Source organism: uncultured Campylobacter sp. (assembly GCF_937997595.1).
In the GTDB taxonomy this organism is placed as follows: domain Bacteria; phylum Campylobacterota; class Campylobacteria; order Campylobacterales; family Campylobacteraceae; genus Campylobacter_B.
Map to the genome: position 1 here is coordinate 13,408 of NZ_CALKTS010000153.1, position 18,737 is coordinate 32,144.

Annotated in this window: 21 protein-coding genes, 1 tRNA gene and 1 pseudogene; 5 read left to right on the forward strand and 18 right to left on the reverse strand. The window is 47.7% G+C overall.

Going from position 1 to position 18,737, the window contains the following annotated elements; genetic code table 11:
* The first annotated feature begins 98 nt into the window (after positions 1 to 98).
* The 5 genes from Q0614_RS05465 to Q0614_RS05485 all read left to right on the forward strand — a co-directional run bounded on the left by Q0614_RS05465 (position 99) and on the right by Q0614_RS05485 (position 5,188).
* Positions 99 to 818: a VacJ family lipoprotein gene (locus tag Q0614_RS05465; RefSeq protein ID WP_298787103.1), complete on the forward strand. Its 720-nt coding sequence runs from the start codon at positions 99 to 101 to the stop codon at positions 816 to 818.
* A 2-nt stretch (positions 819 to 820) separates the two neighbouring features.
* Complete coding sequence (locus Q0614_RS05470) at positions 821 to 1,405, forward strand: ABC transporter substrate-binding protein (protein ID WP_298787105.1); 585 nt, start codon at positions 821 to 823, stop codon at positions 1,403 to 1,405.
* Positions 1,406 to 1,428: 23 nt separating this feature from the next.
* Entirely contained in the window at positions 1,429 to 4,191 is a 2,763-nt protein-coding gene (locus Q0614_RS05475) for an MMPL family transporter (protein ID WP_298787107.1), read from the forward strand.
* A gap of 29 nt (positions 4,192 to 4,220) precedes the next feature.
* Positions 4,221 to 4,318, forward strand: a tRNA-Sec gene (locus tag Q0614_RS05480).
* Positions 4,319 to 4,459: 141 nt separating this feature from the next.
* Positions 4,460 to 5,188, forward strand: a complete 729-nt coding sequence (locus Q0614_RS05485; protein ID WP_298787109.1) for a hypothetical protein — start codon at positions 4,460 to 4,462, stop codon at positions 5,186 to 5,188.
* Between the two features lie 157 nt (positions 5,189 to 5,345).
* On the opposite strand, the gene trxB is transcribed toward Q0614_RS05485, so the two are convergent.
* From trxB to mqnP, 18 genes and pseudogenes are all read right to left on the reverse strand, one after another.
* Complete coding sequence (trxB, locus tag Q0614_RS05490; RefSeq protein ID WP_298787111.1) at positions 5,346 to 6,290, reverse strand: thioredoxin-disulfide reductase; 945 nt, start codon at positions 6,288 to 6,290, stop codon at positions 5,346 to 5,348.
* A 110-nt stretch (positions 6,291 to 6,400) separates the two neighbouring features.
* Positions 6,401 to 6,715 carry a thioredoxin gene (trxA, locus tag Q0614_RS05495; RefSeq protein ID WP_297881795.1) on the reverse strand — a complete coding sequence of 105 codons (315 nt, stop codon included), beginning with the start codon at positions 6,713 to 6,715 and terminating at the stop codon, positions 6,401 to 6,403.
* 70 nt (positions 6,716 to 6,785) lie between these two features.
* Positions 6,786 to 7,124: a YraN family protein gene (locus Q0614_RS05500; RefSeq protein WP_298787113.1), complete on the reverse strand. Its 339-nt coding sequence runs from the start codon at positions 7,122 to 7,124 to the stop codon at positions 6,786 to 6,788.
* Position 7,125: 1 nt separating this feature from the next.
* Positions 7,126 to 8,394: a homoserine dehydrogenase gene (locus tag Q0614_RS05505; protein WP_298787115.1), complete on the reverse strand. Its 1,269-nt coding sequence runs from the start codon at positions 8,392 to 8,394 to the stop codon at positions 7,126 to 7,128.
* Positions 8,394 to 9,599, reverse strand: a complete 1,206-nt coding sequence (locus Q0614_RS05510) for an LL-diaminopimelate aminotransferase (protein ID WP_298787117.1) — start codon at positions 9,597 to 9,599, stop codon at positions 8,394 to 8,396. Before Q0614_RS05510 ends, Q0614_RS05505 begins: the two co-directional genes overlap by 1 nt.
* Before the next feature lie 489 nt (positions 9,600 to 10,088).
* On the reverse strand, positions 10,089 to 11,105 hold the full coding sequence (locus Q0614_RS05515; RefSeq protein WP_298787118.1) for a hypothetical protein: 1,017 nt from the start codon (positions 11,103 to 11,105) through the stop codon (positions 10,089 to 10,091).
* On the reverse strand, positions 11,077 to 11,778 hold the full coding sequence (gene rlmB / locus Q0614_RS05520; RefSeq protein WP_298787119.1) for a 23S rRNA (guanosine(2251)-2'-O)-methyltransferase RlmB: 702 nt from the start codon (positions 11,776 to 11,778) through the stop codon (positions 11,077 to 11,079). The genes Q0614_RS05515 and rlmB overlap by 29 nt, the downstream gene beginning before the upstream one ends.
* Positions 11,779 to 11,813: 35 nt before the next feature.
* Positions 11,814 to 12,629 carry a 16S rRNA (cytidine(1402)-2'-O)-methyltransferase gene (rsmI, locus tag Q0614_RS05525; RefSeq protein WP_298787120.1) on the reverse strand — a complete coding sequence of 272 codons (816 nt, stop codon included), beginning with the start codon at positions 12,627 to 12,629 and terminating at the stop codon, positions 11,814 to 11,816.
* Positions 12,630 to 12,830 (reverse strand): 50S ribosomal protein L31, encoded by a 201-nt coding sequence (gene rpmE, locus Q0614_RS05530; protein ID WP_298787121.1) that lies wholly within the window; start codon positions 12,828 to 12,830, stop codon positions 12,630 to 12,632.
* A gap of 328 nt (positions 12,831 to 13,158) precedes the next feature.
* Entirely contained in the window at positions 13,159 to 13,815 is a 657-nt protein-coding gene (locus Q0614_RS05535) for a 16S rRNA (uracil(1498)-N(3))-methyltransferase (protein ID WP_298787126.1), read from the reverse strand.
* Positions 13,815 to 14,297 carry a hypothetical protein gene (locus Q0614_RS05540; protein WP_298787122.1) on the reverse strand — a complete coding sequence of 161 codons (483 nt, stop codon included), beginning with the start codon at positions 14,295 to 14,297 and terminating at the stop codon, positions 13,815 to 13,817. The genes Q0614_RS05535 and Q0614_RS05540 overlap by 1 nt, the downstream gene beginning before the upstream one ends.
* 368 nt (positions 14,298 to 14,665) lie before the next feature.
* Positions 14,666 to 14,887 (reverse strand): hypothetical protein, encoded by a 222-nt coding sequence (locus tag Q0614_RS05545; RefSeq protein WP_297913858.1) that lies wholly within the window; start codon positions 14,885 to 14,887, stop codon positions 14,666 to 14,668.
* Positions 14,887 to 15,468, reverse strand: coding sequence for a 6-carboxytetrahydropterin synthase (locus tag Q0614_RS05550; RefSeq protein ID WP_298787123.1), 582 nt, complete (start codon positions 15,466 to 15,468; stop codon positions 14,887 to 14,889). Before Q0614_RS05550 ends, Q0614_RS05545 begins: the two co-directional genes overlap by 1 nt.
* Positions 15,465 to 16,208 carry a hypothetical protein gene (locus Q0614_RS05555; RefSeq protein WP_366125043.1) on the reverse strand — a complete coding sequence of 248 codons (744 nt, stop codon included), beginning with the start codon at positions 16,206 to 16,208 and terminating at the stop codon, positions 15,465 to 15,467. The genes Q0614_RS05550 and Q0614_RS05555 overlap by 4 nt, the downstream gene beginning before the upstream one ends.
* A pseudogene (locus tag Q0614_RS05560) lies at positions 16,188 to 16,430 on the reverse strand (7-carboxy-7-deazaguanine synthase QueE); the annotation flags it as partial. The gene Q0614_RS05555 and the pseudogene Q0614_RS05560, both read right to left, overlap by 21 nt.
* The gene (gene moaA / locus Q0614_RS05565; RefSeq protein ID WP_298787124.1) at positions 16,427 to 17,392 is read right to left on the reverse strand and encodes a GTP 3',8-cyclase MoaA; all 966 of its coding nucleotides are present in this window, start codon (positions 17,390 to 17,392) and stop codon (positions 16,427 to 16,429) included. The gene moaA and the pseudogene Q0614_RS05560, both read right to left, overlap by 4 nt.
* 80 nt (positions 17,393 to 17,472) lie before the next feature.
* Positions 17,473 to 17,832 carry a hypothetical protein gene (locus tag Q0614_RS05570; RefSeq protein ID WP_298787125.1) on the reverse strand — a complete coding sequence of 120 codons (360 nt, stop codon included), beginning with the start codon at positions 17,830 to 17,832 and terminating at the stop codon, positions 17,473 to 17,475.
* A gap of 9 nt (positions 17,833 to 17,841) precedes the next feature.
* On the reverse strand, positions 17,842 to 18,711 hold the full coding sequence (gene mqnP, locus Q0614_RS05575) for a menaquinone biosynthesis prenyltransferase MqnP (RefSeq protein ID WP_298787128.1): 870 nt from the start codon (positions 18,709 to 18,711) through the stop codon (positions 17,842 to 17,844).
* Between the last annotated feature and the right edge of the window lie 26 nt (positions 18,712 to 18,737).

Below are 18,737 nucleotides of genomic sequence, written 5' to 3' on the forward strand. Positions count from 1 at the left end.
ATATAAAGAGGGAAATTCTATATGAAATTTTACCTTTATTGACAAAATTTCTTTAAACTTGTAAAATCGCCACTTTGATTTATAAAGAAGGGTCACATTTGAAATTTATAAAACTTATATTCTTAGCCGCAGCCTTAGCGCTTTGCGGTTGCTCGCAAAAGCAAGACGTAGCGCCTAGCGATACGGATGGTTTTGATGAGGAGTTTGCCAAGCGCGAAGTTTTCGATCCGCTTAGCGGCTATAACCGCGTTATGACGAGCTTTAACGACGTATTTTACTCATACATATTAACCCCCGTAGCCAGCGGCTACGATTACGTAATGCCCGATCCGATCCAGGGCGCGTTTTCAAATTTTTTCTATAATATTTTATATCCGATGAGGCTCGTAAACAACCTATTGCAGGGTAAATTTGAAAATTCTTGGGACGAGACGAAGCGATTTTTGATCAATTCGACCGTCGGCTTCGGCGGACTTAACGATATGGCAGGCAAATACTACGGGATTCCGCGCCACGACGAGGATTTCGGGCAAACGCTCGGATATTGGGGCGTTCCGGCGGGTCCGCACATCGTCTGGCCGATCTTAGGACAAAGCAATCTACGTGATACAGCGGGACTTGTCGGAGATTATTTTTCAAACCCGATAAATTATATTAAAGATGGCACTGTTCGAAACTCCGTCAATGGATTTAGAATATTTAACGACTACTCGCGCGATCCGAAATTTTATGAAAAAATGACCAAAGATGCGGTGGATCTGTATCCATTTTTACGCGATGCTTACGAGCAAAATCGCGAGAAATTAATAAAGGAATGAAAATGAAAATTTTAAAAGTTCTAGCGCTTTGCGGAGCGCTTTTGATTTCGGCGCACGCTATTAGCGATGCGGATATCGAGCCTGTGATGGGCCAAAAGGTCGCCGAGGCCGTAGGCATTATGCGAAGCAGCGCGCCCAAAGACGCAAAGCCCGCGAAAATCTTTGCGCTTTTTGACGGCTATTTTGATTATAAGATGATGGCAAAGCTCTCCCTTGCTAAACATTACGCGAGCCTTAGCCCTGCGCAGATCGCGGAATTTAATAAGGCTTTTGAAGCGCATCTAAAGCGCTCGTTTATCGAAAAGCTTTCGCTTTATACCGATCAGGATATGAAGGTGCTAAGCAAACAAAGCCCAAGTGATAAACGCCGCGTGCTAAAAACACAGGTCATCGGCGAGCAGAAAAACTACGACATAGATTTTAAATTTTATCCTAACGGCTCTGATTGGCGTATCTACGATGTCGATATCGTGGGCGTTAGCCTAATCCAAACCTATCGCTCGCAGCTAGGCGACGTAACGCAAAATTTAGGCTTTGACGAGCTCATAAAGCGGCTAAATTCCACCGTCATCAATAGCGGCGAATAGCGGCACGCCTAAAAGAGCGGTATTTGAAAAAAATTTTTCGCCTAATCGTCGCGTTTCCGAAAATCACGCTTGCGCTGTTTACGGCGCTGGCGCTCTTTTTCGGATATTACTCCACAAAGCTAGAGATCGACGCTTCGAGCCAGACGCTTCTACTAGATAATGACAAAGACCTTCAAATTTGGCGCGAAGTATCCAAACGCTACGAAACGCCGAATTTCTTGGTGCTTGCATACACTCCCGCGGGCGATCTTTTAGCGCCCGAGACGATCCGCAAAATAGAGCAGATGGATGCGGCTTTTTCCAAGCTTGATTTCGTCGCTAGCGTCACGGACATCACGAATGTGCCGCTTTTGCTAAACAAAGGTGGCGGTATGAGCGAGCTGCTTAAGCACATACCCACCCTTACCGACGCGGACGTAAATTTAACTGCGGCTAGGCGCGAGTTCGCCACAAGCCCCTTTTACGCATCAAATTTAGTAAGCGCCGATTTTCGCACTACCGCAATTTTAATAAATTTAAAGCCGCAGATCCGCTACGAGGAGCTTTTGCACCTAAGAGACGGAGCCAAAAGCGCTCTAGAGCAAGCGGAGCATGAGAGCAACCGCTCCAAGGCTCAAATTTCACAGCTCAAAGATACGCTTAAAGCTTCGGAGCAAAATTTTAAATCCTACCGCGACGAGCTACGTGAAAAGGATCATCGCGACATTGTGGCTTTGCGCGCGCTGATCGCAGGCTTTGAGAAGGAATTTGCGGGCGATCGGCTGTTTTTGGGCGGATTAAATATGATCGCCGACGACATGGTGGGCTACGTCCGCTCGGATCTGGCGACCTACGGACTCGGCGCCTTGGTGCTTCTGTTAGCTTGCTTTTGGCTATTTTTTAGACAGGCGAAATTTATCCTGCTGCCGCTTATCATCTGCGCGTATTCGGTCGTACTCGCAGCGGGATTATTCGGCTTTTTGAGCTTTGAGGTCACGGTGATTAGCTCAAATTTCATAGCGCTTCAGCTCATCATCACGGTTTCGGTCTGTATCCACCTAATCGTCGCCTACCGCGAGTTTAGCGCGCGCTTTCACGCCTTTTCGCAGCGTCAGCTCGTTTATGCAGTGCTGCGCGAGCGCGCAAGACCCTGCTTTTTCGCGATCTTTACGACCGTTATCGGCTTTATGTCGCTAATTTTTTGCGATATAAAGCCCGTAATTTCTCTGGGAATTATGATGAGCGTAGGCATCAGTATCTCGCTAGTTACGGCATTTGGAGTATTCGGCGCGGTTATGTCGCTTCTAAGGCGCACGCACAATAACCGCAGCTTCGAGCAGCATTTTAAATTTACGCTTTGGTGCGCCGAAACGGCGCTACGTAGCAGAAGCGCGGTCTATGGCGTGTGCGCTGCGGCGGTGATCTTTGGACTATACGGTATCTCGCAGCTGCGCGTCGAAAACAGCTTCATCGGCTACTTTAAAAAAAGCACCGACATCCGCGCGGGTATGGAGGTTATCGATACAAATCTCGGCGGAACGATCCCGCTTGATATCGTCGTTAAATTTAAAAGCGCGAGCGGCGCAGATTCTGCTAGCGGAAGCGTAAATTCTAAAAACGGCGAAAATTCCAATCCCGCTGGGCGAAATTTTGCGGCAAATTCTACTCGGCAAAATTCTATCGCGCAAAATTCCGCTACTCAGAATTCTACCGCCGCGATACAAAATTCTATTGCAGAAAATTCTATGCCCCAAGGTTCCGCTGCGGCAACACAACCAAGCGACGCCGCAAATTCAGATCAAACCCACGCCGCAAATTTAGAACAAAATTCCACTGCGAGCGACGATTTTGGCGATTTCGAAGCCGAATACGCCGCCAACGAAAACAAGCCGCAGTATTGGTTCACCTCCGAAAAGATGCGTATCATCGGCAAAATAGATGATTTTTTGAAGGACAAAAACGTCACGGGACACGAGTTTATTGGCAACGTAAGCTCGCTCGCATCGCTTTTAAAGCTCGGCAAGCAGATTAATCAGGGGCGCGATCTGGACGATCTAAGCCTTGCTCTAATCTACTCTGAAATGCCGGAAAACTACCGCGAGATGGTGCTTTCACCTTTTGTAAATATCGAAGCGAACGAGGCGCACTTTAGCGTCCGCACGATAGACAGCGATCCGCGCTTACGCAGAGCAAAATTCCTAAAAGATCTGCAAAGCGGGCTAAATTCTTTGCTCGAAGGCGAGCAGGCAAGCGCGCAGATCAGCGGCATAATGGTGCTTTATAACAATATGCTTCAAAGCCTGATGAGCTCACAGATAGGCACTTTGGGTATCACCGTGCTCGTGCTTTTCGTGCTTTTCGTGATCATCTTTCGCTCGCTGTCATACGCGCTTATCGCGATCGTCGTAAATTTAATCCCGCTTTGCGCCTGCTTCGGCATCATGGGGGTTGCAGGCATCCCGCTGGATATCATGAGTATCACGATAGCAGCGATTAGCATCGGTATCGGCGTGGACGACGTCATCCACTACATCTACCGCTACAAACGGGAGTTTGCGCGCCTGGGCGACGAGGCCGCGGCAATCCGCGCGAGCCACGCAAGTATCGGATACGCGATGTATTATACGTCGTTTGCGATCATTTTGGGATTCAGCGTGATGATGATGAGCAATTTCTGGCCTACGATCTACTTCGGGCTGCTGATATGTCTGGTGATGAGCCTGCTACTTTTGGGCGCGCTCATAATCCTGCCGTCGCTAATAATGAGCCGAAAGGGTTTGAAATTTAGCCTCTTTAAAGCTAAATAAATTTTATCTCGCTATAATTTGCCACATTTGGAGAGGATGGCGACCTGGTGGCGTCTGCGGACTTCAAATCCGATAGGAGGGCGGTTGACCGTTTTCCGGGGGGTTCGATTCCCTCCCTCTCTCGCCAAATTCTTTCATTAAATTTTACTTTTACGATTCTTGATCTCTAGCGCTTTGCGAATTTATTTCAAATTTCGGCTTTAAATTTATACGTTATTAAGTGGAGATCGGTAGTATTATTTTCAGAATTTATTTCAAAGGATCAAAGATGAAATATGCGCTAGGTGCTGCGCTTGCGGCGTTGATTTTTGCGGGATGCGGCGATGACGATGTGGGGCTTGTCAAAAACTACACCCTGCCGGATTTTGAATCTATGAGTATCGGCGCGGCGATTAAGGGCTCGAAAATCTGCAAAAATATCACCTGGAGCAAAGAGGAAAACGGCGGATTAAAGACGGTTAAGATGGTCTGCGACGTGGATGTAGAGCATAGGCTTAAATCATATAAACAAGAGATGTTAGACTCATCTTTAAAAAGGGTTATGACTTTTTATGAGGGCAAGGCTTACGACGCGCAAGGTTTGCTTAAGCTGGCAAAAGAACACTGTAAATTAAACGAAGCTAAATTTCAAGAAACGCTTAAAAACCAAAGGCAAAATAGAATTTTTGAGGAGGAATGGAAGTCGGTCGATTGCGACGACAAATTAAAAGGGGAGATACTAAAAGAAAGCGATACCGAAATCTACATAGACTCTATTATAGAGCGCTTAAAAGCAGCCATTTATTACTCGCAAATAACCGCAGAGCAATTGGACGCGAGCTTCGGACATAAAGAAGGTGGATCATCAAAGCTTGCTATCGAGCTAAATTTTATCGTAAATGCTGATAAAAGCGTAAGTCTGTCCGATAAATTTAAACTCATCACGAACGGCAAAGAAGATCCTGTAAATAAAACGAAGTCAAAAGATATCATCGCGGGCTTCTACGAAAGGCAGTAAGCGCCTCATTTTACGGCTAAATTTGATAAAATTTTAAAATTTAGCCGCTTTTTTTATATCAAAATTTCATTCAAAATTTCAGGCGTGGTTTTAAATTTAAAGCGCGGCGGAAGTAGTTTCGCTCGCCGCGCCGTGAAATTTTACGCCGAAGATAGGCCTATTTGTCGTGTCCTTGCAGATACGCGATCGCGCTAAGTGCGGCAACCGCGCCGTCGCCTGCCGCGCAAACGACTTGTTTAGGCGCATCTTGTCTCATATCGCCCGCCGCAAATAGCCCGTGTACACTTGTTTGCATCTTTAAATTTACCGCGACCTGTCCGCCCGGCGTGACGTCGCAGATGAACTTGCCACTTTCGTCTTTTAGCACCTCATTTCGCACATCAAGCCCTACGAATACGAAGATCCCAGGCAGCTGCAGCTCGCGCATGGCGCCGCTTGTTTTATCTTTGACGACGACGCCCGTTACGCCGCTTGCATCGCCCTTGATCTGCTCTACGAGCGCGTTTGTGATGAGCTCGATATTTTCACTTTCGCGCACCTTTTGCACGGTCGAAGGCGCAGCGCGAAACTCATCGCGACGGTGAATCAGATAGACTTTAGAGCAAATTTTAGCTAGATACAGCGACTCCTCTAGCGCCGTGTCGCCGCCGCCGAGGACAGCAACCTCTTTGCCCTTATAAAAAAACCCGTCGCAGGTCGCGCAGGTACTGACGCCGCGACCGAAGAACTCATCCTCGCCCTCAATCCCCGCGCGGCGCGGAGTAGAGCCCGTAGCGACGATAACGGCACGCGCGCGACGTGTTTGATCGCCCTCGAGATAGATCGTAAAATTTCCATCGCCGTCTTTTGAGACGCGCAGCACGCGCACCATCTCATGCTTTAAGCCGAAGCGGAAGCACTGCTCCTGCCAAGGCGCCATAAAGCTCATCCCGTCGGTTACCGCGGCGACGCCCGGATAGTTTTCCATCTCGGAGCTTGAGGTGATCTGCCCGCCGGGCATACCCATCTCAAACATCACGACGTCTTTTAAACCGCCTCTAGTAGCATAAAGCCCCGCCGCTAGCCCTGCAGGGCCGCCGCCGATAATTGCTAAATCTAACATTTTTTCTCCTTAATTATTTTATTAAGTAAAGCCGCAGGTATTAAATTTACGAATTTAATTAATAAAACGATGAGTGGGAGAAGAAAGGGCGAAAGCCGCCCTTTTAAAATTTACAGAAGCGAGTTTAGCTTGTCGGCTATGATCTGCTTGGATTGCGCACCGATGAGCTGAGCTTTTAGCTCGCCGTCTTTGAAAAATAGAATCGTAGGGATCGAGCGGACGCCGAACTGCACCGCAAGATCCTGCGCTTCGTCGGTATTTACTTTGCAAATTTTAGCCTTGCCCTCGTAATCGTTCGCAAGCTCCTCGATGATCGGGGCGATCATACGGCACGGCCCGCACCAAGGTGCCCAAAAATCGACTAGCGCGACACCCTCTTTAATAACGTCGAAATTCTCCGAAGTAAGCTCTATATACTTTCCCATAATGTTCTCCTTGTGTTAAAATTCCGCGGATTATAGTTTATTATCTTAAATAAATAATAAAAATTCTAATTTAAAAAGATATGTTGGCGATAAATTTTATCTGCTTTGTATAAACTTCCACGACGTCGATCTGCCACGGCTCGTCCGTATCGCAGCTCATCAGATAAAATTCCGCCGCCTTTAAAATTTTAGCCATCTTGGCGCCCGTCACGCGCTCTACGGCGTCATAATCGCCGCTCGTGGCCTTCACCTCTACAAAGTGCAAAATTCCGCCCTTGCGCGCGACGATATCAATCTCGCCGAAGCGACAGCGGAAATTTCGCTTTAAAATTTCAAACCCTTCGCCGCGTAAAAATTCCGCCGCACGGTCCTCGCAGGCAAAGCCAAAAAGATATTCTTTTAAGCTCAACTTAACTTTCGATCCTGATCATAAAAGGCTTTTGCGTGATAAAATTTTCGCCGCTAATTATGCTTATTGCGCGCTTGATATCCTTCTCGCAGCACGTATGCGTCGTGAAAAACAGCGTCACTTCCTCATCCGTTTTGAGCTTCGGCTTTTGCAAAAAGCTGTCGATCGAAAGATCGTTTAAGCTCATAATGTTCGTAAGCTTCGCTAGCACGCCCTTTTCGTCGCGCACGCGCAGCCTGAAATAATACTTCGTGCGGATCTGCTCGCTCGGCAAAATTTGCATAAAATTTTCGCTCGGCAAAATTTTATATCCGAGCATCGGGTTTTTGTTATCGCGCGCGATGTCGATAAGATCGCTTATAACCGCACTTGCCGTAGCGCTTCCGCCGGCGCCGGGGCCGTAATACATACTCTCGCCGACGCAGTCTCCGTAGATGCTCACGCCGTTCATCACGCCGTCTACTTTTGAAAGCATTTGATCCTTTGAAATGAGCGCAGGATGGACGCGCAGCTCGACTTTATTATCGCACGCGCGCTTGGCTACAGCAAGCAGCTTGATTATGAAATCAAATTCGCGCGCAAAATAGATATCCTCCTGCGTGATCTCCTCGATCCCCTCTATTAGGATATCTTCCGGATCGCCGTGCACGCCGTATGCGATGCTAGCTAAGATCAAAAGCTTATGCGCCGCATCGAACCCACCGATGTCAAAGCTTGGATCGGCTTCGGCATATCCGAGCTCTTGAGCTCGCTTTAGCGCGTCTTCAAATTTCTCGTTTTTTTGCATCATATTCGTAAGTATGAAGTTACTCGTGCCGTTTACGATGCCGATTATTTTTTCGATACGATTGGCGCTTAGCCCCTCGCGCAGGGTTTTGATAATCGGAATTCCGCCCGCCACACTCGCTTCAAAGCCAAAAGGCGTATCGCCCGCCAAAGCCTGAAGCTTGTAGCGATGATAAGCCAAAAGTGCCTTATTTGCGGTAATGACCGCTTTTTTGCGCTTTAAAATTTCGCTTACGATCTCGTAGGGCTTTTCTATTCCACCCATAAGCTCTACAAAAACGTCGATGTCATCACGCTCAATGATGCTTTTTGCGTCGCTGCTAAGCGGAATTTGCACATCGCGCTTTTTACTCGTATCGCGCACAAGTCCGATTACTGGCTCTATGCTAACGCCCGCGCGCGCAAGGATGATATCTTTGTTTTTGATCAAAATGTTTGCAACTTCGCTACCTACGGTACCGACGCCTAAAATCGCTACCTTCATCAGATCTCTTTCAAATATTTTTTTATATTTCTAGCGGCCTGGCGAATCCTGTTTTCGTTTTCGATAAAAGCGATCCGCACGTAATCGTCTCCCGCCGCGCCAAAACCCACGCCGGGACTTACGGCGACGCGCGCCTTGGTAAGAAGCTGTTTGGAAAACTCCATACTCCTTAGATGAGACGCCGCTGGCGGTAATTTCGCCCATGCAAACATCGACGCGCTAGGTTTTGCGATCTGCCAGCCCGCGTCCGCAAAAGCGTCAATCAAAAAATTTCTACGCTTCTCATAGCTCGCGCGGATCTGCTCTACGCACTCCTGCGGCCCGTCTAGCGCGATCGTGGCGGCTACTTGGATCGGCGTAAACATGCCGTAATCAAACCACGATTTGATCTTTTTAAGCGCGGCGACAAGCTTTTTGTTGCCGCTAACAAAACCCACGCGCCAGCCCGCCATATTGTAGGTTTTAGAAAGCGTGTATGCCTCGACTGCGACATCCTTTGCGCCCTGGACCTCAAAGATCGACGGAGTTTTGTAACCCTCAAAAGCGATCTCTGCGTAAGCGATATCGCTGATGATATAAAACCGCTCCTGCCGCGCCATCGCCACGAACCGCTCGTAGAAGCTCTTTTGCACGACGACGGTGGTGGGGTTGTGCGGGAAATTTACGACGACGTATTTTGGACGAGGAATGCTCTCGTCGAAGGTTTTTTGCAGATCGATGAAAAATTTGTTCTCATTAAAATTTAAATTCTCATCATAGGCAAGCGGGATTTTAACGACGTTACCTCCCGCGATGATGAAGGCTTGAGTATGTATCGGATACGCGGGATCAGGCACCACCGCGACATCGCCCGGATTTACGATCGCGCTTGTTAGATGCACGAAGCCCTCTTTGGAGCCCATCACCGCGACGATCTCGCTTTCCGGATCCAAGATCACGCCATATTTGCGCTTGTACCAATTCGCGCACGCAAGTCGCAGCTTGTAGATGCCCTGACTTACGGAGTAGCCGTGGGTCTTGTCCTTTTGCGCGCTTTCGCAAAGCTTATCGATTATATGCTGCGGCGTCCTGCCGTCAGGATTGCCCATTGAAAAATCGATTATATCCTCGCCGGCCCTACGTGCAGCCATTTTTATGGCATTGACCTCGGCAAAAACGTAATTGGGCAAACGCTCGATTTTTGAAAAACGGATTTCGTCAAACATCTCAAACCTTTTATTTTAAAGTAATTTTCAAGCTTTATTTAAATTTAAAATTTTGCGTCTTAACGCCGCGATCTGCTCGCGCTGCACGGAGGCTAAAATTTCAAGCTTTAGCGGCGATGCGGCGGCGCTTTTTATATTGCTCGGGCAATTTAAACTTTTACCTCGCTAAAATTTTAAAACCGCGGGGGCATTGATTGTTTAAATTTAGAGCATCACGACCCTTTGCGGCGCTGTTTAAATTTACGTCCGATCAAAACGATAACGATTAAAGCTGCCGTTTTGCACGGCGCCGTGGACGACGCCTCTTAAATTTAACACTCAGGCGCCCACAACGCTTAAAATTTTATATACACCACTTGAAATTTTATCCAAGGCAGCGCATTTTAAAACTCTTTAAATTTACGCTCCTAGGTTTAATTTAGGTCGCACTCGCCGCAGAAAGCCAAAATTTTACTCTCGGTGGCGGCAAAAGCCCTACGAGCGAGAGCTTTACCACTTTTTGCCCTTGTTTAAGCGCAGAAACTCATCGGCTGAAATTTTAGTGATATTGCCATCTTTGACGTGGAATTTTTGAGTGTTTCTTTCGCTGAAAGTTACGTTGCCATCGGCTTTGCCGAGCTCAAACATCCCGTGACCGGTAGAGATTAGCAGCTCCTCATCTCCTTGCGAAGCGACGACGTAAGGGGTATTTATGACCATCTCGCGCTTCTTGCCGCTTTTTAAATCAATAACGCCGATCCACATCTTACCGCGCGGATTAAGCACGATATCTTTGCTGGGTGCCGGTTTGCTTTGCGTGGCGTTTTCGTCGGTAGAATTTTCCTCAGTCTTAATACTCGCGCGCTCGATCCTGATAGAGCGGTCCAGTGCATTGAGCGAGCTTAAATTTTCATCCGCAGCAGCGGCTGCATTGGCATTTGACTTTAATGCGAATTTTTCATCTGTAGCGTTGTGCGAAACGACGTCGATACCGATGTTTTCAAGCTTTTTTTGAGTATTGTTTACAATCGGAGCGTCAGAATAGGTGGTTTTGTTTTGCTCCCATAAAAGCGAGCCCAAAAATTCGCCGAAGCTTTTATAAAGTCCGAAATAAAAGATTGCACCTATGATTAATACCATTGCAAGCAGCCATAAAAGCCAGCTGCCGCTTTTGTTAGGGCTGACCCTTTGACCATAGACCTGCTCGACTTTGGCCTTTTTAACGGGCGCAAAGCTCGCTTTGGCGCTCTCAAACTCGCTAAGCCAGTCCGATAGATCCAGCCCGAACTCGCGCTCTAAAATTTTAATGTAGCCCCTAACATTAAAATTTGCTAGTTTCTCGAAGTCTTTATTTATGATGTATTCTAAATTTTGCGCGTCGATGCGCGTCGTGCGCGCTATCTCGATCAGATCCATAGATTTTAATTTATCTAGATCGCTGCTTTTTGGCTGCTGCGTTTGCTCCGGCTTCTCGGTTTGTTCCGCCCGCTCGTCCGTATTATTTAACTTCTCTTCTATTTCTTCCATTTAAAATTCCATCGCATAGTATCGCAAATGCCGCGCTTACGTTAAGCGAGTCCCAGCCTTCGCGCATCTTTATCGATACCGCGCAGTCGCATTTTTTAAGCGCCCTGCCAGGTATCCCCTCTTCTTCGTTCCCCATTACGAGTGCGTTTTTCGCGCCGAGCTCTAACTCCTTAAAGTTCGTCCCGTCCGCACTCGCGGCGTAAATTTCAAAGCGGCTTTGTTTAAGCTCGTTTATCACGCTAAGCCCGTCCGAGACCTTAACGACGTTTAGCTCATACGCCGCACCCGAGCTTGCGCGCACTACGCCAGCCATATTTAGATTATTTGCGACGACGATCACGCTGTTCGCGCCCAAAGCATAGGCGCTACGCATTATCGCGCCGATGTTTCCGACATCGGTAAGCCCGTAAAGGATCGGCACAAATTTATCGTCTTTGACGCTAGCCAGATCGCCGAAGCTAAACTCCTCCACCTCGGCTAAAAAGCCTTGATGGTTGCCGCCGCGAGCAAGGGCTTGAGCTTTTTTCGCATCGGCGCGCTCGATCTTTACGCCGGTCGCGGCGATCTTTTTAAAAATTTCTTTCTCGCACTCCTTTGCAAGGATGATGCGGATAAATTTCCGCGGATGCCGGTTTAAAAGGTGCAAAAACAGCTGCTTGCCGTAAATAATCATTTTGAGATTTTAGCGAAAAACGGTTAAAATATGACTTAGCGTATCAAATTTTTATATATTTCTTTGGCGGGTTCGCCGCTGATTTTTGAGAGCAGTTTCGCTTTTATTTTCGGCGCGATTTCAAGCGAGAGAATATCTTCCTGCGTGATTTTTTCAAAGCTTTTCTCGCCTGCGCCGTCAATCACGACGCACCACTCGCCGTTTAAATTTGCACTTTTTAGCTTCAGCAAGAGCTCTGCGGCGCTACCGAAAAATTTGGTTTCAAATTTTTTCGTGGCTTCCTTAATCGCAAAAATTTTGCGCTGCGCATCGATCCCAGCGATCTGCTCTATTAGCTTTACCACACGCTTTGGGGATTCATATAGTACGCACGGATAGGGGCTTTGCATTAAATTTAGAATCTGAGCTTTGCGCTGCGCGCCGTCATTGTTCAAAAAGCCTAAAAAGCTAAATTCTTTCTCCACCAGTCCGCTTGCGGCGGCTGCGAGCAGCAGAGCGTTTGCACCGCTAAGCACCTCGTAGGTTATGCTACTTCGTTGCGCAAATTTTACGAGCGCAATTCCCGGATCGCTGATGCAGGGCATGCCTGCGTCGCTTACGTATGCGCAAACTTTTTCGCGCAGAAGCGACGGATTAAAGCCCGCGAAAAACTCCGCTTCGTTGTGCGTGTGCAGCGAGTAAAACTGTGAAATTTTAAATGAAATTTGAAATTTATCGGATAATAAGTTTAGAAGTTTTTTTGAAACTCTCGTATCCTCGCAGATTAGGATTTCGCAGCTTTGCAATACCTCAAGCGCGCGGCTCGAGATATCGCTTAGATTTCCTATCGGCGTAGGAATGAGATATAGCAACTATTTCATTCCGTATTTTTGCTTAAATTTCTCGACGCGGCCCGCGCTATCTACGATCTTCTCGCTGCCGGTGAAAAACGGATGGCATTTGGAGCAGATGTCGACGCGGATTTCAGGCTTGTTCGAGCGCGTTTTAAAAGTGTTTCCGCAAGCGCAGGTAACGGTCGTTTCGACAAAGTTCGGATGGATATCTTTTTTCATTTTTGATCCTTTTTGATGATTTTAAAAGGCAGCGATTATACAACTTTTTTATCTAAAAAGCAAATTTAAAGGGTTTTAAAAAAACTCTCGGCAAAGCGTGGATTTTCTTTTTGAATATGCTTTTTTGGACGCGAAATTTTAAAATTTAGCCTGCTTTGCGGGTAAAATTTTGATTTACTGCGGCGTGCAAATATAGCGCGCGAAGATATGCCGCAGCAATACGCACCGCGCGTCAAGCCGCAGATAAATATAGCGGATCGCGCAGAGCAAATTTTAAATTCCAAAATTTAAAGCGCACGACTTTTAAATTTTAAAATTTGCCGAGCGTTTAAAACATCAGCTTCGCGCAAGTTGCGATCAGCGCGGTGTTTGAGCGCAAAATATAAGGGCTATTAAGCGCATAGGCGTTTTTGAATTTCTCCCTTTCGCGCGGCGAAAACCCGCCTTCGGGGCCGACGAACGCGATCTCGTCGCCGCCGAAAATGTCGATGTTCTTGCCGCCAAAATCGATCAGGCTTACGTTTTCATATCTTTGCGCAAGCTCGTCCGAGCTGCTCAAAACCTCGATCTGCATGATGGAATTTCGCCCGCACTGCTGCGACGAGTTGATCAAAATCCGCTCCATCCTCTGCAGATCGAGCCGCACGTTTTTCTGCGACAGATCGGCATAGACCAAAACAAGCCGCCCGACGCCCATCTCATTTAGTGCAGGCAGGCTCTTTTCGATCACGGCGCTCTCGACGACCGCCCAAGCGACGCAAAAATCGTGGCTCGGCGTAAAAACAGAGCTTTTAAAAACTAAATTTAGAGCCGCGCCCTTACGCGAAATTTCGGCGATCTCATATAGATAACTCGCCCCGTCCTTTAGATTTCGCACGTCTATGCGCTCGCCCGCCCTTGCTCGCCTAGCCTTTAGGTGCAAAAACTGATCATTCTGCAAAACTAGGCTCCGTTCGCCTGCAAACTTATCGTAAAAATATACCATCAAATAACACTCGCTATCAAAATTATCGCTAAGTTTAGCCCCAAAATCACCCGCATTTTGCGCTGATACGGCGCAAAGTTTTGACTTAGATACGCGATTTTCAGCCGCTTGTACGATACCGCGCTAAGCGCGATCATCGCTAGCGATCCGACCGCCATAAAGTAAATTTTAAAGCTCAGATCAAAGCGCAGCACCGGCAGCATCACGCTTCCGCTAATTATCAGCGCCGCGAGAGTCGCATAATATATCGGCAAAAACAGCCTAATGCGCCTAAGAAATCTAAGCCCCGATCTGCTCTTTTGCTTTAAATTTTTGGCTTGCGGCGCGGAGGTGGCGGAATTTAAAGCCTTGCCGCGCGGGCAAAATTCTGCCGCCGCGTCGATCTTAAGCTGGGTAAAAATCAGATAAATTATCGTTAAAATCGCCGCAGCTAGCGCGAAAAATTTATGAAAGCCCAGGGCGCTTTGATACAGATAATCCATCACTTCCGCCGTAAGATTAAATTTGCGGGATAAAATTTTGCGCGGCTAGAGCCGAAACGACCGAATTTCAACGCAAATTTTTCCGGCGCAAGATAAAGCAGGCCTGCTCCGCGCCTTTGAAATTTTAAAAACCATTCAAAGCGGCCGCGGCTATTTATTGCGCCAAAATTTACCGCGCGCGCGTTCAACCCCGATTTCGCGCCGTATCTCTTGCGCCAAGAATGAAATTTTGTGGATAAAAATTTAGAATTTCTCTGCGCAGATCGCATAGGCAAAAAAGACACCGAAATCGCGCTCGCACGCCGCATACGAACTATGCAAATTTTAAAAATTTTCAAATTTAGCCGCTGATTTTTCAACGCTCCGTCCTATTCGGTCACCGGAAGCGGCGGCATATCGGCATTTATATCGACTTTAGGCTCGCTAGGCGCGATAGGCACGTCCTTTGGCACCTCGCTATCTACCGGCGGCTTTTGCAAGGTGTCCTTTTTCTCATCGTCACAGCCGCTCAAAGCAAGCGCGCAGGCAAAGATCGCGCATGTGGCAAAAACGCGCACAAATCCCGCGCCAAATTTAAAGAAATTTCTCATCAGCAATCCTTTGGATAGATGATTTTTTCGCCGCGCAGTAGCTTTTGCCAAAGCTCCGGCTGCCTCCACTCCTCGCGCACGGCGGGCGAGAATTCTATCTCATCCAGCGCGATCTCGCCCATCTGCGCGTTGTAGGCGTCCTCGCGGAAGCACTGCGCGTAGCCGGTGGCCGTTTCGTGCACGATGACGCTGTGAAGCTTTACTTCGCGCTCGCCGTTTTGCATCTGAGTTAAGCTCAAAAGTCGGTCAATTAGGACGAAAAAAATTCTACAAAACTGCTCCGCGCTCGGATTTAGCGGTATCTGTACCCAGCGCGCGCTGTGTTTTTTAAGATCCGCGATATAGCCCGCATAATCGCGCGCATAGATCGTCGTAGCGTGGTCAAAACTATCGATTAGTTCGCGGATACCGAGCTTCATGTAGCCGAAATCATAAACCATCCCCGCTTCATCCAAAAAATTTGAGCTAAGCAAAATTTCGCATCTGTAGGAGTGGCCGTGGATGCTAGTGCGGCACCGCTTCGAGCCGCACAGGCGCACGATGTGAGCGTTTTCGAATTCGTATAATTTCCTGATTATCATACCCCGTCCTTCTCGCCCCAAATTCTAATGTGCAGGCGATCGGAGTAATTATAGCCGTTTTTTAGGCAAAAATCCACGCAAAATTGCGCGCCACTTTCCAGCTCGCGACGATCTGCGCCGCGCGGCATACAATAAACTTCGCTCTCGCACGCCGCTAAAATTTCTCTAATCTCGGGCTGCGCGTCAAACTCGGGCGAGATGACGAACTTGTAAAAACTATCTTTTGCGTTTTGTTTTAAGCTTCGCAGCGCGGCGAAGTTTAACCTGCGTTCGCGCGGCTCGGCGGAGTTTGAAAGCTTAGGCGAGACCGCAAAGACGCAGCTTTTGTAGGCGGGAAATTTTTCAAAATCCACTAAAATCGTGCCGTTGGTTTCGAAGTGCACTGCGTGTCCGCGCGCGAGCAGCTCGCAGACGAACTCGTAAAATAGCGCCTCTTTGTGATGTAACATCGGCTCGCCGCCGGTGATAACGATGATAGGCTTTTGATAAAGCTTAGCGCTCTGAGGCGATGCGGAGCTTTGCGGATTTAAATTTAAAAAATTCTGCGCCGCGAAATTTAAAGAATTCTCGCTCGTTAAATTTAAAGATTTTTCTGCGCTACCGTTTGGACGAGGAGATGTTTGCACAGCAACAGAATTTAACGTATCGCTTTCAGAAAAAGACTCGGCGGCGCAAAAACCCGGCGCAGAGCAAGCAGGTGCGAAACAGGACGAACCTGATAAATTTGGAATTTTATTCAAAAGCTGCGATAAATTTAAAATTTTTTCGTGCTCGAAGTGGTTCGTAAAGACTGCACGGATCGTATCGCAACCGCGCAAGATCGCGCCGGTCTTTGGCGAAATGCGCTCGCCGCCGAAGCCCGCACAGCGCAGATTACAGCCCGCAAAGCGAAAGAAAAACGCGAGCCTGCCTGCGTATTTGCCCTCGCCTTGGATGCTTAAAAAGCTCTCTACGAGCCTCATCCGCCCGTCTCGTAAAATGCGCGACTTGAAATTTCATTCGAAGCGTCCGTCTGCCAGCGATTTTTTTCGGGCTTATTCGCTAAAATTTTAGCTAAAATTTCGGCGGCGGCGGCGATGTCGCCCTCTTTGACCGCCTTTTTGATACTTAGTGCGTCCTCGAAGTAAAGACAAGGGATCAAAAGCCCCTCGGCGCTTAGTCTGATGCGGTTGCAGCTCTCGCAAAAATCATGCTTGTGCGGATCGATGATACCGAAGGTGTAGCCGTCCCCGAGCGCGTAAAGCGACGCGGGCGAACTTTGCGATTTCGGCAGAGCGGTAAAGACAAATTTACGCCTTAAAATATCTAAAATTTCGTTTGATTTTAAGCCTGTAAGATCGCCGGCATGGGTGTTTTCCATAAATTCTATGAAGCGGATCTGACAATCCTTCTCGCGGGCAAATTCCAGCAAATAAATAAGCTCGTCGTCGTTGATCCCTTTTAGCGCGACGGTATTTAGCTTGACCTTTAGCCCCGCTTCAAGCGCGGCGTCAAGGCCCTCCAGGACGTTATAAAGCACGCCGCGCTGAGCTATAAATTTAGCTCGCTCCGGACGCAGCGAGTCAAGCGACATATTGATGCGCTTTAGCCCCGCGTCTTTCAAGGCGCGCGCGTAGTTTTTGAGATAATACCCGTTGGTGGTAAGCGCAAGATCGATGTCCGGAGCGTAATCCGCGATCATCTTTATAAAATCTTCGATCCCCTTTCGCACTAGCGGTTCGCCGCCGGTTATGCGGATCTTTTTTACGCCGCCGTCGATCGCAACCTTGACGAATAAAAACATCTCCTCAAAGCTTAAAATATTCTCTCGCGGCACCCAGTTAAACGGCGTAGCAGGCATGCAATATCTGCATCTGAAATTACACCGCTGCGTAACCGAAATGCGCAAATAATCGATCGTTCGTCCAAATTTATCAATTAGCATATTTTGCCTTAATATCAATTTGCGGCGATTATATAAAAAACAAAGCGATTTTGCAAAATTTTATTTTTATATTGCTCAGGCTATTTTCTTACCGAGCCTATGAGCTCTTTAAGCTGATCTAGTAGCGGTCTGATCTGCTTTTCTACCCGCTCGTCGATCATCGTAGGCACTACGTCTAGTCTCTGCTCTATCGTCTCGTCGATCACATCTGCAATCGCGTTTATATCGATATTGGGAGCGACTTTGCCGCCCGAATCGATCATATCTTTTAGCTCCTCGACCTTCTTTTTAAGCAGATAGTTTTCCTGCATAGCGTCAGTCAGCACCTGATCGAAGCGTTCGAATTTTTTATCCACTTGCTTGTCTTTAAAATATATGACGAAAAACATTAAAAATATAACGACGCAAAGTCCTAAAATGATGATAGTGTTAAGATCCATAGGGGTTCCTTAAAATAAATTTACAAAAACAAAAGCAAAAAAGGCGATGCCCAAGTAGCCGTTGAGCGTGAAAAACGCACGATCAATCTTGCTAAAATCTTTCTGCACGATCTTATGCTCGAAGTACAGGATCGTCGCGCACGCAGCCACGCCCAGATAGGCAAAAAAGCCTAAATTTGCCGCTGCGCAAAACAGCAGCCAAAAAAGCACCGCTACGGCGTGAAAAATTTTGGAGATAAACATTGAAGCTTCCTTGCCGTAAAGCGCAGGGATGCTGTAAAGCCCAGCCGTGCGGTCAAATTCCATATCTTGAAGCGAATACAACACGTCAAAGCCGCCTACCCAAAATACTACTCCAAAGCATAGCAACACCGACCATAGCGGAATTACGCCGCTAACGGCGATCGCTCCCGCAATCGGCGCAAGCCCCAAGCAAAAGCCGAGCATTAAATGCGCGGTCTCGCTAAAGCGCTTAAAATATGAATAGCCGCCCAATGCCGCTAAAATCGGCACCGAAAGCTTAAGCGCCAAAGGATTTATAAGCGCTGAAACCGCTATGAAAACCACCGCGTTTGCGATGATGAAAAGCAGTAAATTCCCGCGCCCGATCCGTCCGTCCACACTGGGGCGCGAAGCACAACGCGGATTGGTGCGATCGATGTCCTCGTCCAGGTAGCGATTTAGCGCCATTGCGAAGCTTCTCGCGCTCACCGCACATAAAATCCCCAGAAAAAGCAGCTTCCAGCCGAACCATACCGAGCCGCTTTGCAGCTTGCTTGCAGTAATCATCGCCGTAAAGATAAACGGTAGCGCGAAAACCGAGTGTTTAAAAACTATTAATTCGTTGATATCGGATAAAATTTCTTTAAATTTAGCCATTTCGCCCCTTATTTTGGGCACTATTG